A 13557-nucleotide genomic window follows, 5' to 3' on the forward strand; every position below is an offset into this window, starting at 1 on the left:
TTAGGAGGAAATCATGTTAACTTATTTAATCGTAATTGTTGTACTAGCCTTACTTTTTGATTTCATTAATGGATTTCATGATACAGCCAATGCCATTGCCACATCCATTTCTACGCGCGCACTCAGCCCGCGGGTAGCTATCGCCATGGCAGCGACGCTTAACTTTGTTGGCGCAATGGTATCTTCCAAAGTGGCCAAAACGGTCGGTGGCAGTATCGCGAACCCAGCCAAAATTGAAAATGGCGTTGAAATCGTAATCGCAGCCCTGCTCGCAGCGATTATATGGAACCTGTTGACATGGTACCTTGCCATACCTTCCTCTTCTTCTCATACCCTGCTCGGAGCTCTAGCCGGTGCGGTTATCGCTGGTGCTGGCGTGCACGCGGTGAATTGGAGCGGTTTTACGCAGATCATTATCATCTTGATCCTTTCACCCATCATTGCCTTCGTCCTTGGTTACGTCATCATGCTTTTGATCAAATACATTGTCATATGGTCCGGAAATACGTCCAGATCCAAGCTTAATCGTATTTTCAGAACTTTACAGATTATTTCTGCCGGATTACTTTCCTATTCGCATGGCGGTAACGATGCACAGAAAGCCATGGGAATTATCGTATTCGGTCTAGTCGCAGCCGATGTTCAAACAACGCTAGACGTCCCTCTATGGGTCAAGATCTCAGCAGCTTTGGCCATGGGTCTAGGAACTTCGATCGGTGGATGGAAAATTATTAAAACCGTATCCGGGAAAATTGTAAAAATCGAACCGATTAACGGATTCGCATCCGACTTAACATCGTCACTCGTTATTCAGTTCTCCACCCATATTGGAAAACCATTATCAACAACACATGTTATTTCCTCCGCCATTATTGGGACAGGCAGTGTCATGCGCTTCCATGAAGTTCAGTGGGGTACTGTCAGCCGCATGTTGATCACTTGGGTTATTACCATACCGATCAGCATTGCGCTCGCGTACACCCTTTACTTCCTTATCTTCAGACTTATCTTCTAAATAAAGAAAGAGGCTGTCCCGAGTCAATTAATGACCGAGGGACAGCCTTTTTTCAAACTTTTGGGGTGCGTTTTTGGTTTTACGGGAAATACTGCCACTAAATCGTTGAAAATCACAGCTACAGGCATGAATAAATGGAATTTCTCCTGTTAATGCGGACAACAGAGCCTGAAAACAGGTTTAAAGGGACTGATTAACAGTATTTTTTCCAGTTATTAGTCAGATCTAGCGGAGACATGCTTGAAACAAAGGGAGTTCTTCCTGCTATTCGATTCGGCTCCATAAAAAAGAGGCGAACCCAGTCATCCAATGACCGAGAGAGCGCCTCTTTTGCCTCTTTTTCATAGAAATAGCGACGTTTAGTTCCCTGAAAGTCCTCTAAATTTCATTTAATCTAAATAGTAAGCTAAGCTTTGCAGCTCCGTAGTAAAATCCGCATAGTGCACACGAACTTCTGAAGGAACCTTAATAATGACTGGTGCAAAATTCAAAATTGCTTCAATGCCGCAATCAACAAATTGATTGGCGACATTCTGAGCTTCGCTAGCAGGCACTGTGATAATTCCGATTCGCACGCCTAACTCCGATAAGACCGTCTTCATTTCCGCCATCGGTTGAACCGTCAAATTATTAATAGTTTCTCCTGTTTTAGAGGGCATCGCATCAAAAACAGCGACAATTTTCATATCATTTCGCAGATAAGTATTATAATTGCACAATGCGCGGCCAAGATTTCCTGCTCCAACAAGAGCAACCTGAATATGCCGGTCCAGCTTGAGTATCTGCCTAATTTTCTCGATCAAATAAGCAATATCGTAACCGATGCCTTTTTTGCCGAACTCTCCGAAATAGGCCAAATCCTTACGAATCTGGGCCGGATTCAGATCAAGCTTTTGACCCAAATCCTGCGAAGATACCGTTGCGACATTTTTCATAGCCAGCTCGTTGAGGAACCGTAGATAAATGGGCAGCCTGCGAACAACAGCCTCCGATATTTTTTGTGATTTCATTTCTGCGCCTCCCCCATCCACTGCTCAATCCTAGGTAACATTTGTTCGGTTGTCATATGCTCGATTTTGGGTCCAGGCAGTGAGTAGAGGAAGTGCTTGCCATAAAAGGTTTCAATGACACGCGTATCATAGATGATCACAATCCCTTTATCCGATGCGCGTCTAACTAACCGGCCGAAGCCTTGTTTAAATCGAATGACCGCCTGCGGCACAGAAAATTTCATAAACGGGTTCTCATTCCGTTTCTTAATATTTTCGCATTTTGCCTCGACTAACGGATGATTTGGAGGTTGAAACGGCAGACGGATAATGGCCAAACAGCTCAGTGCATCGCCAGGTATGTCAACGCCTTCCCAGAATGAACTGGTGCCGAGAAGCACGCACATCTTGTTGTCCTGGAACATACGGGTTAATTTACTGCGGTTGCCGCTGTCAACTCCTTGACCGAGTACGGTAATGCCGTATGATTTCAAATAGTCTTTCATCCCGGCATAAATCTGCTTGAGCATCCGGTTCGATGTGAACAAGATGAGCATTCGACCTTTGGTCACGATAGCAACTTCACTTAACGATTCAATGAGCGATGCGATGAATACGGGATCTCCAGCTCCTTTAATCGTTGGAAAGTCCCTTGGAATAACAACCAAGGCTTGCTCCCGATAATTAAAAGGAGAAGGCAATTGAACGGTTTTGAGCTTACCGCTTTCTTCATCCTGCGGAATCACCAATCCCAATTGATCTGCTGAATATTGGAAGGATTTATTCACGGACAAAGTCGCGGAGGTCATGATAATGCTGTCTTTCGTCTCAAAGAAATGCTGCTGAAGCAAGCTGCTTACGTCCGTCGGGATCGAGAAAAGCTGAAGCGATTTCGCTCTGGCATAAGTTCCCGCTTCCATCCAATACACATAGCCCTCATCAGCCATTTTCATAAAGAAATGCAGAGCATCCCGATGTTCATAAAGCTCTTTCACCGTTCCGTTAAGGTCCGTCACTAATCCTTGAACCCCGAACACATCCTGATGCTCCTTCACATCGCTCAACAATTTATCAAGCGTGCGCAGCAAATCATTCGCATTCAGATAAATATTGTCCTCCATCGTCATCAGCTCCTGCCAATTGGCAGGCAAAGTCTCCGGCTTCATTCGGAGGACATAAGTAGAATTCTCCGTTTGCGACGGATCGCTTTTGGACGACAGCAGCTCATAAAGCGATTCGCTCAGCCGGTCCCAATCCTCTTTGATCTGTACGATTTTGGGGAAGAGTCCATCAATCGTATGACTCCATGCAGCAGCGCGTTCTTGCTGCTCATCCGATTTCTGCAGTCGAAACCGGAGCATCGGCAATTGTCCGCTCCGATTATCCTTGTAAAGCCAGGTCAACGAATGATACATCGCCGCGGAATGCAGCTCGATGCCAAGGTGTTTACTGGCTACTTCTTCAAAGTGATGCGCCTCATCAATAACAAGGTGCTTGTAAGCCGGTAGGAGGCGGTTCTCCGCCTTCATATCGGTAAACAGAAGGGAATGGTTCGTAATTATCACATCAGCCGTATTGGCGTCATTACGCGCTCGGTGATAGAAGCATTTTTTGTACCATGGGCACATCCGATTCAAACAAGAATCTGTATCGCTGGCAACCGAGTACCAGAATTGAGCGCCTTTATTTCCAAAATGGATTTCCTCTTCGTCTCCATGCTCCGTTTCACTCAGCCACACAACCATTTGTGCCGCTGTGACTGGATCTTCTTTGCCATTCTCGTAATCACGGGTAGTCAGCTTCGTCTCAAATTTGCGCAAGCACAAATAGTGACTTCTTCCTTTCAGTACCGCTGCTTTGAAGGGAACTGGAAAAATCTCCTTCAACAGCGGAATATCCCGCTCTCTAAGCTGCTCTTGCAGATTAATGGTGTGCGTGGAGACAACCACTTTCTTCTCATATTTGATGCCATAATAGAGTGCTGGGATCAAATAGCCAAGTGATTTACCCGTGCCTGTTCCCGCTTCAATCATCAAATGTTGATCGTTCTCAAGCGATTTCTCCACTTCGTAGATCATTTGCTCCTGAGATTCTCGCTCTTCGAAAATTTCAAACTTCTGCTGAAGCGCTACTTTCAAGCCTTGTTGGAATTCTTTGAAGGAAGCTCCGAGTCCGTCTTCATCAGAAGCGCCGCGGATGTCCTCTTCTTCGCCCCAATCCGTAACATTCAGCGTAAATTGGCGGAAATAACGATTCGTATCCGTATCGATGCTTGTAATCGATTCTTTATATAGACATATTTCATCCAAAAACCAACCTAAGTCGCTAGAGCTGTTTTCGAAGATATGCTGTAACCGCTGAACAGTAAGGAGTGGCAAACCTATCAGCCTCTCTAGACATCGAATCCAGATTTCAGCTGTAACCTCCGCGTCACTGTCAGCCTGATGAGGCCGTTCATGGTCAATGCCAAACAAACCGGCTACCATGCTCAACTGAAGACTGGAAATCGATGGAAATAAGATGCGAAGCATATCCATCGTATCCAGTACTCGGCCTGAAAATGGCGGGTAACCGGTTTTGGTCAGTCCTTTTTGCAAAAAAGAAACATCAAAAGCTGCATGATGCGCAACGAGTACGCAATCAAACAAAAGTGGAAACATATCCGACATCACTTGATCAAGCGTGGGAGCATCAGCAACCATCTCATCCGTAATGCCAGTAAGTGTTGTAATGGAAGAAGGTATACCCATCCCTGGATGAACCAGAGAAGTATACCTGTCGATAATTTGAAATTGATCTATAATGACCAGTCCAACTTGGATGATTTCATCCGCAGGCTGACTTCCTGTCGTTTCAAAATCCAAAACTGCAAATTTCATGACGTGTATCTTCAATCCCTTCGTCCTGCACTTCTCCTAGCATACCAAATCTTATTAGGAAAAGGGAATACCTAGATCGCCACATTGGTTTTAGGACTCGTCCAGATTGATGAGAGGCTCCATACATGATGGGTCGGTATGGTACGCTTTTTGAAAATACTCGAAAGCTTTTTCTATATTCTGATTCTGCACCTGTATGACGCCCATGGCATTGTAGGAAATAGCTTTCATCTTGGAGTTATCCGTTAGAGGAAGCAGGAATTTGAAGTGCCTATACGCCTCCCCAAACTCCCCTTTACGCAGATGCCCCATCGCCAAATAAACCCTTGCCAACAAGAAATCAGGCTGCCTGCGAATCAAGACTTCAAACTCCTTGATCGCTTGATCATACATGTAAAGCTTGTAGTACCCTTGCCCCCGGACAAATTCATCCGTTTGCTTCCCAGACAGATCGAGATCCATCAGTTCTTTATGAAGGGTTTGGGTACTGATCGGCACGGCCCCATAGAACTTTCCCAGTTTCTCCTCAAAAAGCAGCCACGCCTCAATGAACTCATCGCTCATCGTTTTCAACACTTGCAATTGTTCGTCAAGCTCCGCTCTTTTCTCCACATCACTATTCGGATATTCTTTTTGGATTTCTTCCAAAACCTCGTTCATTGTGGAAAATAAATGCTTAAACATTTGGCATCCCACCTTTGCTTCGAAAGCTTACCCTCATTCTTTGTAAACAGAGCCGATTTCATGCATGGAAGCGACCATCTTAGAGGATGGTGGAATGCTCCTCTGCTTTTAACAATTGGGCAACTTTATTATTTGTTCCCATGATGGCAACAGTAGGTTGATGCTTCTTGGCTTCTTCGTCGGTCATCATCGCATAAGTCATAATAATGACCGTATCTCCTTCTTGCACCAACCTTGCCGCGGCACCGTTCAAACAGACGACCCCAGTCCCTCGTGGGCCTGCAATGATATACGTTTCTAGGCGTGCGCCATTATTATTATTAACAATTTGCACTTTCTCATTGGGCAGCATATCAACAAGATCAAGCAAATCCTCATCAATCGTGATGCTTCCAATATAGTTCAAATTAGCTTCTGTTACGGTAGCGCGGTGTATCTTAGCTTTCATCATTGTGCGAAACATAAACTTCACTTCCTCAATTGTAAAATGACATTATCGATTAAACGTGTTTTGCCGAATTTAACGGCGAGTGCAAGAATGATTGAATCGGTATGAGTGCTGTTTTCAAAAGGTTCCAAGCTAGGAAATGCCAGTACTTCCGCATAATCAATAACAGCTAATGGCGCTGTCGCAATATGGCTGCTGACCAGGCTTTCAAGCTCAGTGGCATTGAAATTACTTCGTGATTGCACGAATTCCTTTGCTTTATCCAACGCTTGCGAAAGAACTAAAGCTTGCTTCCTCTCTTCTTCCGACAGGTACACATTACGTGAACTCATGGCAAGGCCATCTTTTTCGCGCAAAGTAGGGCATGGTACGATTTCGACCGGCAAATTCAGATCCTGCACCATCTGCTTAATTACGGCAACTTGCTGGGCATCTTTTAGTCCAAAGAAAGCTTGATCAGGCTGCACGATATGGAACAACTTACTAACCACTGTCGCAACGCCGTCAAAATGTCCCGGCCTCGACGCTCCACAGAGCCTCGAGGTTAGCCCTGACACAGCAACCGTCGTACGTGTTGGAGTCGGATACATTTCACCCACAGTAGGCATAAAAACAAGATCAGCGCCGGCTGCCTCCGCAACCTCAAGGTCTCGCTCCGTATTGCGCGGATATCGCTCAAAGTCCTCTCCAGGACCAAACTGCAGCGGATTGACAAAAATACTTAATACCACAAGCCCGCTCTGGGACCGCGCTTTGCGCAGCAAGCTGGCGTGGCCTTCGTGCAAATAACCCATTGTAGGCACAAAACCTACAGATCCATCATTCTTACGTCGGTATTCGCTAATACGAGAACGCAAATCGGCTATCGAATGAATCACTTCCATCGTCTGGATCGCTTTCATGGCCGCTCACTACTCCTTATCGCCGTACAAATATTGAACTACATCGTTATCCATATGAAACGTATTTTCTTGTGAAGGGAACGTCCGCTCTTTCACTTCTTTGACATATTCACGAATGCCTTCACGGATAGTTTCCCCGATATTCGCGTAAGCTTTGACAAACTTTCTGGGCGCACTGTCAGAACCATACTGCAAAAGATCATGATAGACAAGAACCTGCCCATCGCAGTGAACTCCAGATCCAATGCCGATTGTCGGGATCGACAACTGCTTGGTGATCCATTCGGCCAGCTCATCGGTAACCAGCTCCAGCACAATCGCGAAAGCTCCCGCTTCCTCAATAGCTTTCGCATCGCTGAGCAGCTTCTCAGCTTGCTCTGAGCTGCGGCCTTGAACGCGGAAACCGCCGAGCTGATGAACCGACTGCGGAGTTAGGCCAAGATGGCCGATAACAGGAACGCCAGCCTCTGTGATCGCTTTGACCGTTGCTGCGATCTCAGCTCCGCCTTCGAGTTTCACCGCTTTCGCTCCACCCTCTTGCATTAACCGGGCGACGCCTTTTAAGGTGGTGTCCAGGCTTCCATGGTACGTAAAGAACGGCATATCCGCTACGATAAACGTATTGGAAGCACCGCGTACCGCGGCACGTGTATGATAGACCATGTCATCGAGCGTCACAGGGAGGGTCGAATCATACCCTAGTACGACATTTCCAAGTGAATCTCCCACGAGGATCACATCAATGCCGGCTTCTTCCGACAAGCGAGCTGACGGGTAATCATAAGCCGTTACCATCGTAATAGGTACGCCGTCTTGCTTCATTTTTCTCATTCTGGCTGTTGTTAGCGGCTTCCGCTTTTCCATTTGTATCCCAGCTTCCTCATATAAAATAAAAAAACCTTTTAGCTAAGAGCTAAAAGGATCGCGTGCAGAAAGAATCCAATGATTCTTCTGTCTCGGTCCCGTGGGCTCAGAGCAGAATCCAACATCTTGTTTACTCGTTATTCGGCTGAGTTGAACATGTTACTACGCTTGTATACTAGCAAGTGCAGTTCCTTTAAGGATACCGCCTCGCTATTCAATTATACCAAATGCAGCTTCCAAATGATACCTCAACTTTTCTAACGCAGTTCAATATCACCAGAATAGACTTTGATTTTCTCTCCGTCCGCTTTAATCACCGTTAACGCGCCTGAGTCATCCAAGGAGTCCGCAATACCCTCTATCACACCATTAGGTGTATGGGTTCGGATAGGACGCTTGAGAGTGACACTCAACGCTTCCCATAGCAATCGAATAGGCGAGAAACCTTTTTCCAAATACAAAGCATACAACTCTTCGAATTCTAAAAGAAAGGCTTGTACCAACGTTTCTCTTTTGATATCCGATCCAGATTCAATCGCCAAGGAAGTTGCAATCGAACGCAATTCCTCCGGATAGTCCTCGACTTTCAAATTCACAGAGATCCCAATCCCGGCAATGACATACTTTAGCCGTTCATCCTCACCGCTGCTCTCCAGCAAAATACCGCTGACTTTCTTCCCTTTGATCAGCAAATCATTCGGCCATTTGATCCCAATGTCAACGCGGCATACTTTCTGGATCGACCGACAAAGCGCGACTGCGCTCAGCAATGTTAGCTGGGGCATGAAGTAAACAGGCACCTTTGGCGTTAACACCAGACTCATCCAGATGCCTTTACCGGCCGGAGAATGCCACGCGCGCCCCATTCGGCCACGCCCGGCTGTTTGTGCCTCAGCAAGCACGAGTGTGCCTTCAGACGCCCCTGATGCTACCAGCGTGTGCGCAATGGTCTGGGTGGAGTCAACTTCCCCATACACATGCACCTTTTGTCCCAGCACTTTCGTCTTCAGTCCCTGCAGCAGCTCGGCCACCTGCCATTTATCCGGCTTGCTCACCAACCGATAACCTTTGCGCGGGGCTGCCTCAAATTCATATCCAGCTGCCCGCAGCTCTTCGATATGCTTCCAAATTGCTGTTCGGCTGACGTTTAGTCTACGGCTAATTTCCTCACCAGACACGTAAGTTTCCGGGGATTCCTGAAATAGTTCTAAAATCCGCTCATTCATCTTTTTCACTCCAATTAAATGACTAGACTACTTCCTGTTGAAAAAACAAGCGTTGAAAAAAACCACGCGCACTGCTACTTTGCAGCACGCGCGGCTTGTAAAAGCAATTCTCGCTCGTTCGGCAATTCCCCGAGCGCGGTTCTCTCAAGTAAGTCCTGCAGCAGCTTGCCCATCCACGGGCCCGGCTGCATGCCCAGCTCTGACGCCAGATCCTTGCCGGATATGGCGAGTTCCTTCAGGCTGAAGCAGGGAACCTCGCTCAGCCAAACCTCCCCGCGGCGCACCAGCTCCGGCGCGGTTGCTTCAAGGAACAGCGCGAGCTCGCCGCGCTGACCGTTACTCGGCTGCAGCACACGCAGCAGCCGCAGCAGCGCGCGAGCGGCGGCGATGCCGCTGCGCACCGCGCCAATCTTCCAGACCCGCTCCAATTGAGCAGGGTCTGACGGTAAGGCGGCCACTGCTTCGCGCAGGGCCAATACGGCCTCTACCGCGTCGCCGTCGGCGCGGGAGAAGGTCAGCTCCTGGAGCGCCGTGCGGACCACGTCCGCCGGCACCTCCAGGAGCATCAGCAGCATGGACCAGCGGTCATGCTGCCCCTCCAGCGCGCTGACAGCGTCCAGCGCGTCATCCCAGGCGAGCCAGCGCTCAAAAGGCAGCGGTAGCTGCTTTTTGAGGTGCGCCGTCAGGCGGCTCGCCAGAAGCAGCCTGACGGCCCGCGCAGGGGCGGGGCCGTCGATCATGCGCTGGAGCTCGCTGCGCACGCGCTCCATAGCGATGTGGCGTAGCAGCGGGGCTTGCGCAAGCAGCGCCTGCCACGTGCTCTCCTCGACCTGCAGTTCATAGGTCGCGGCAAAGCGAATGCAGCGAAGCATGCGCAGCGCATCTTCGCCGAAGCGTTCTTCCGCTTTACCTACGCAGCAGAGCACGCCTAAAGCGAGATCCTTTTGCCCGGCAAACGGATCGATCACATCACCTGCGCGGTTCATCGCCATCGCGTTCATGGTAAAATCACGCCGCTTCAGATCCTCCGTCAAGTCGGAGATATAGGCGACCGAAGCCGGGCGGCGAAAGCCTTCATACTCCGCCTCTTGGCGGAACGTCGTTACTTCATATGTCCCCTGCTGCAGGATGACCGTGACAGTTCCGTGTTGAAGTCCTGTCGGCGCCGTCCGCGGGAAGCAGGCGATCACCTGCTCTGGCAAGGCTGATGTAGCGATATCGATATCTTTAATCGGACGATCAAGCACGGCGTCCCGTACGCAGCCGCCTACGAGGTAAGCTTCATAACCTGCCTCCGTAAGCTTTGCCAGTACATGGGAAGCGCCTCGATCTCCCTCCAATATTTTTCCAGCATCCAACATGTTACTCCTATCCAGCGTACATCCTCTTATTGACAGGATGAGGCTGTAATCCGATGAGATTCCGGAAGTTCTCTTCCCAATACGCGATAATAAATTTCTTCATACTGTTGTGTGGTGATATCATTACAAAACGTGAATCTGGCACGGTCCAAACAATTTTGCACCACTTGCTCATACAGTACTTGGTTGCTGAGCAGGTTCACGACATGATCTGCCATCGCTTCCGTATCGCCCACATTGGCCAGATAACCGGTTTCCCCGTGAGTAATCAACTCCGGAATCCCCCCTGCATTTGAGCCAATGGTAGGCACTCCGCAAGCCATAGCCTCCAGAGCGACCAGTCCGAAGCTTTCTTTCTCCGAAGGCAGGAGCATCACATCAGCAAGCGAAATCACCTGTGATACATCATCCTGTTTGCCGCAGAACGTGACCTTATCGCTAAGACCTAGCTCCTTGACCTGGGCAATTATTCTGGATAAATCAGGACCTTCACCTACAAACAGAAGCCTTGAAGGAATTCGCTTGCTGACTTTCGAGAAAATATCCACGACATCCTGAACGCGCTTGACCGGCCTAAAATTGGAAATATGAATGAGGATCTTTTCTTCCGGCCTAGCAAACTCGCCTCTAAGCTTCGTAACGTCCCGAGGGTAATACACCCTTTTGTCGACAAAGTTATAGGTCAAATCGATATCACGGTCAATATCCAGTAATTCCCTAGTTTCCTTAATTAAATCCTTCGACACCGCCGTAACCGCATCGCTCTCATTAATTGCATATCGAATCAAATCTGAAATGGATTGATCTTGACCCAGTACAGTAATATCCGTTCCGTGAAGCGTAGTTACGACCTTCAGCTTGCTTCCAACCATTTGTTTGGCCAGCAGAGCACAGACGGCATGTGGAATCGCGTAGTGAACATGCAGCAGGTCGAGCTCTTCCATCTTCGCAACTTGTGCAAGCTTGCTTGCAAGGGAAAGATCGTAAGGAGGGTACCGGAATACATAATACTGACTGACTTCCACTTCATGATAAAAAATATTTTTATGAAATTTACCCAGGCGAAACGGCATGCTGTGCGTAATAAAATGAACCTCATGGCCTTTTTCGGCAAGCAGTTTACCGAGTTCTGTTGCAACGACTCCTGAACCGCCTAACGTCGGATAACACGTGATTCCAATTTTAAGTTTATCGTTCATTTTTGCACCTCTTTTCCCGATCACTCGAATCGATCTACCACCATAGGCAGTTTAGAGACGAAACCTTCTGCATACTGAAGCATACGTTTTTGTCCCATTAAATGGTCACGAGCCTCTACACGTTCTACATAACCTTGATTAAGCGGTGTCGCAACGGAACCTTGCCCCGTCACAAACTGCGAACGATATGCGCTCAATGCCGCCTTTTTGGTCTCATAATAATCTGTTACATTGACTATGAAATCAGCTTCGTACACATCATTAATAAAATAAAAATACAGGTTCTCCACATTGACCGGATCAGACTCCGGCAAATACTTGCGCAGTTTAGCATTAAATACAGCCTCTTGAATGAGTGCCGAACAAGCAATATGATCGGGATGACGATCCTGCCAATAAGGAGCGAAGACTATTCTAGGCTTATACTTCCGTATTTCAGCCGTAATTTGTTCAATATGATGGGGAGTCACAAACAAGCCCCGATCCGGTAACCCCAGATTCGTTCGCACGGTCAGTCCTAATCGTTGTGCTGCTTGCTCTGCTTCTTCTTTCCTTGTCTCAACCGTCCCATTAGAGGACATCTCTGCGTAGGTTAGATCGCAAATGCCCACCCGATAGCCCATCGCGGTATGCTTCGCAATCGTTCCAGCCATCCCAATCTCGGCATCGTCCGCATGTGCGCCAAAAATAAGAATATCTAATTGTTCGCTCATCTTATTCAAGTCCCGGTTTATATTTATGTACGAGTTCTCTCCATCCAAAATCCCCGCGATCGAGCGCTTTAACGAGGATTTCCGCTGTGGCAATATTGGTTGCGCACGGGATTCCTTGAACATCGCATAAGCGTAATAGTGCAATGATATCCGGCTCATGCGGCTGCGCCATTAACGGGTCACGCAAAAAGATAATCAGATCCATTTCATTTTGGGCGACCAAAGCACCAATTTGCTGGTCTCCGCCAAGTGGACCCGACATAAAGCGATGGACATCGAGCTTCGTATTATCCATGATTCTCTGTCCTGTCGTGCCTGTTCCATATAATTTATGACCTGCAAAGACATGCTCATACGCCGTAACGAAATTGACCATCTCATCTTTCTTGCGGTCGTGAGCGATTAGCGCGATATTTAACATTCTGACTTCCACTCCCCTAGGACTTTCTTAATCTATAAAATGCTCGAATCCATAAATCATACCGCTATATGTCATTACTTTACGAACAGCAATAGCTACGCCAGGCATATAAGCAGCACGGTCATATGAGTCATGTCTAATCTTAAGTGCCTGCCCTTGTTCAGCCATAATGACTTCCTGTTGAGCAAAAATACCCGGCAGACGTACGCTATGTATTCTAAACCCATTGTAATACCCGCCGCGCGAACCTTCAATCGTTTCTTCTTCTTTCGGATTACCCTGTCTCATCTCTTCTCTAACTTCAGAAATAAGTTCAGCGGTTTTCACGGAAGTTCCTGAAGGCGCGTCAAGCTTCTGGTCGCCATGATACTCGATTATTTCCAAATGAGGAAAGTATTTAGATGCTTGCGCGGCAAATTTCATCATCAGAATAGCTCCAATGGAAAAGTTAGGAGCAATAATTCCGCCGATTTCTTTTTCCCGACACTGCTTGTCCAACTCAGCAATATCCTGCGGTGTGAATCCTGTAGTCCCCATCACAGGACGAATGCCTAACCGAATCGCCAAACTTGTATGTGAGAACGCCGTTTGAGGTCCAGTAAAATCCACTAAGACATCCGGTTTGGATTCGGTTAGTGCAAGTTCCAAATCATTGCTCATTTTGACGCCGCATTCTTCAAACCCTACCATTCTTCCAAGATCAATTGGGCCAGAGGAGCGGTTCACTCCCGCCACTAACTCCATATCGGACTCCGTGAGTACGGTCTTTACAACCTCTCTCCCCATTCTTCCACTTGCCCCAATGACGGCTACTCGAATTTTACGATCCATGACGATGTTTCTCCTTTGTGTATGT

Annotated in this window: 13 protein-coding genes; 1 reads left to right on the forward strand and 12 read right to left on the reverse strand. The window is 47.7% G+C overall.

Going from position 1 to position 13557, the window contains the following annotated elements; all coding sequences use genetic code 11:
* Nucleotides 1–13: 13 nt before the first annotated feature.
* Complete coding sequence (locus tag AC58UW_RS12370) at nucleotides 14–1015, forward strand: inorganic phosphate transporter (RefSeq protein WP_497420959.1); 1002 nt, start codon at nucleotides 14–16, stop codon at nucleotides 1013–1015.
* 389 nt (nucleotides 1016–1404) lie between these two features.
* Here the strand turns inward: AC58UW_RS12370 and AC58UW_RS12375 are convergent, their stop codons facing one another.
* From AC58UW_RS12375 to dapB, 12 genes are all read right to left on the reverse strand, one after another.
* Nucleotides 1405–2025: a redox-sensing transcriptional repressor Rex gene (locus tag AC58UW_RS12375; RefSeq protein ID WP_497420960.1), complete on the reverse strand. Its 621-nt coding sequence runs from the start codon at nucleotides 2023–2025 to the stop codon at nucleotides 1405–1407.
* Nucleotides 2022–4883, reverse strand: a complete 2862-nt coding sequence (dinG, locus tag AC58UW_RS12380; RefSeq protein WP_497420961.1) for an ATP-dependent DNA helicase DinG — start codon at nucleotides 4881–4883, stop codon at nucleotides 2022–2024. The genes AC58UW_RS12375 and dinG overlap by 4 nt, the downstream gene beginning before the upstream one ends.
* Before the next feature lie 90 nt (nucleotides 4884–4973).
* The gene (locus AC58UW_RS12385) at nucleotides 4974–5567 is read right to left on the reverse strand and encodes a tetratricopeptide repeat protein (RefSeq protein WP_127451445.1); all 594 of its coding nucleotides are present in this window, start codon (nucleotides 5565–5567) and stop codon (nucleotides 4974–4976) included.
* Between the two features lie 79 nt (nucleotides 5568–5646).
* Nucleotides 5647–6030 carry an aspartate 1-decarboxylase gene (gene panD / locus AC58UW_RS12390; protein ID WP_315949310.1) on the reverse strand — a complete coding sequence of 128 codons (384 nt, stop codon included), beginning with the start codon at nucleotides 6028–6030 and terminating at the stop codon, nucleotides 5647–5649.
* Between the two features lie 5 nt (nucleotides 6031–6035).
* Nucleotides 6036–6899, reverse strand: coding sequence for a pantoate--beta-alanine ligase (gene panC, locus AC58UW_RS12395; protein ID WP_497421195.1), 864 nt, complete (start codon nucleotides 6897–6899; stop codon nucleotides 6036–6038).
* A 27-nt stretch (nucleotides 6900–6926) separates the two neighbouring features.
* Entirely contained in the window at nucleotides 6927–7781 is an 855-nt protein-coding gene (panB, locus tag AC58UW_RS12400; RefSeq protein ID WP_497420962.1) for a 3-methyl-2-oxobutanoate hydroxymethyltransferase, read from the reverse strand.
* Nucleotides 7782–8038: 257 nt separating this feature from the next.
* Nucleotides 8039–9007: a biotin--[acetyl-CoA-carboxylase] ligase gene (locus AC58UW_RS12405; RefSeq protein ID WP_497421196.1), complete on the reverse strand. Its 969-nt coding sequence runs from the start codon at nucleotides 9005–9007 to the stop codon at nucleotides 8039–8041.
* A 74-nt stretch (nucleotides 9008–9081) separates the two neighbouring features.
* Nucleotides 9082–10365 (reverse strand): CCA tRNA nucleotidyltransferase, encoded by a 1284-nt coding sequence (locus AC58UW_RS12410; protein WP_497420963.1) that lies wholly within the window; start codon nucleotides 10363–10365, stop codon nucleotides 9082–9084.
* 29 nt (nucleotides 10366–10394) lie between these two features.
* Nucleotides 10395–11567, reverse strand: a complete 1173-nt coding sequence (gene bshA, locus AC58UW_RS12415) for an N-acetyl-alpha-D-glucosaminyl L-malate synthase BshA (RefSeq protein ID WP_497420964.1) — start codon at nucleotides 11565–11567, stop codon at nucleotides 10395–10397.
* A 20-nt stretch (nucleotides 11568–11587) separates the two neighbouring features.
* Nucleotides 11588–12280 carry a bacillithiol biosynthesis deacetylase BshB1 gene (bshB1, locus tag AC58UW_RS12420; protein WP_497420965.1) on the reverse strand — a complete coding sequence of 231 codons (693 nt, stop codon included), beginning with the start codon at nucleotides 12278–12280 and terminating at the stop codon, nucleotides 11588–11590.
* Nucleotide 12281: 1 nt separating this feature from the next.
* Nucleotides 12282–12701 (reverse strand): methylglyoxal synthase, encoded by a 420-nt coding sequence (locus AC58UW_RS12425; RefSeq protein ID WP_497420966.1) that lies wholly within the window; start codon nucleotides 12699–12701, stop codon nucleotides 12282–12284.
* Between the two features lie 27 nt (nucleotides 12702–12728).
* Nucleotides 12729–13532: a 4-hydroxy-tetrahydrodipicolinate reductase gene (dapB, locus tag AC58UW_RS12430; RefSeq protein WP_497420967.1), complete on the reverse strand. Its 804-nt coding sequence runs from the start codon at nucleotides 13530–13532 to the stop codon at nucleotides 12729–12731.
* Between the last annotated feature and the right edge of the window lie 25 nt (nucleotides 13533–13557).

The organism is Paenibacillus sp. J22R160, from assembly GCF_059692135.1.

What these genes read in the sequence shown, in the direction of transcription:
- AC58UW_RS12370 (WP_497420959.1), top strand. Translation starts at nt 14, where the DNA reads ATGTTAACTTATTTAATCGTAATTGTTGTACTAGCCTTACTTTTTGAT.
- AC58UW_RS12375 (WP_497420960.1), bottom strand. Translation starts at nt 2,025, where the DNA reads ATGAAATCACAAAAAATATCGGAGGCTGTTGTTCGCAGGCTGCCCATT.
- dinG (WP_497420961.1), bottom strand. Translation starts at nt 4,883, where the DNA reads ATGAAATTTGCAGTTTTGGATTTTGAAACGACAGGAAGTCAGCCTGCG.
- AC58UW_RS12385 (WP_127451445.1), bottom strand. Translation starts at nt 5,567, where the DNA reads ATGTTTAAGCATTTATTTTCCACAATGAACGAGGTTTTGGAAGAAATC.
- panD (WP_315949310.1), bottom strand. Translation starts at nt 6,030, where the DNA reads ATGTTTCGCACAATGATGAAAGCTAAGATACACCGCGCTACCGTAACA.
- panC (WP_497421195.1), bottom strand. Translation starts at nt 6,899, where the DNA reads ATGGAAGTGATTCATTCGATAGCCGATTTGCGTTCTCGTATTAGCGAA.
- panB (WP_497420962.1), bottom strand. Translation starts at nt 7,781, where the DNA reads ATGGAAAAGCGGAAGCCGCTAACAACAGCCAGAATGAGAAAAATGAAG.
- AC58UW_RS12405 (WP_497421196.1), bottom strand. Translation starts at nt 9,007, where the DNA reads ATGAATGAGCGGATTTTAGAACTATTTCAGGAATCCCCGGAAACTTAC.
- bshA (WP_497420964.1), bottom strand. Translation starts at nt 11,567, where the DNA reads ATGAACGATAAACTTAAAATTGGAATCACGTGTTATCCGACGTTAGGC.
- bshB1 (WP_497420965.1), bottom strand. Translation starts at nt 12,280, where the DNA reads ATGAGCGAACAATTAGATATTCTTATTTTTGGCGCACATGCGGACGAT.
- AC58UW_RS12425 (WP_497420966.1), bottom strand. Translation starts at nt 12,701, where the DNA reads ATGTTAAATATCGCGCTAATCGCTCACGACCGCAAGAAAGATGAGATG.
- dapB (WP_497420967.1), bottom strand. Translation starts at nt 13,532, where the DNA reads ATGGATCGTAAAATTCGAGTAGCCGTCATTGGGGCAAGTGGAAGAATG.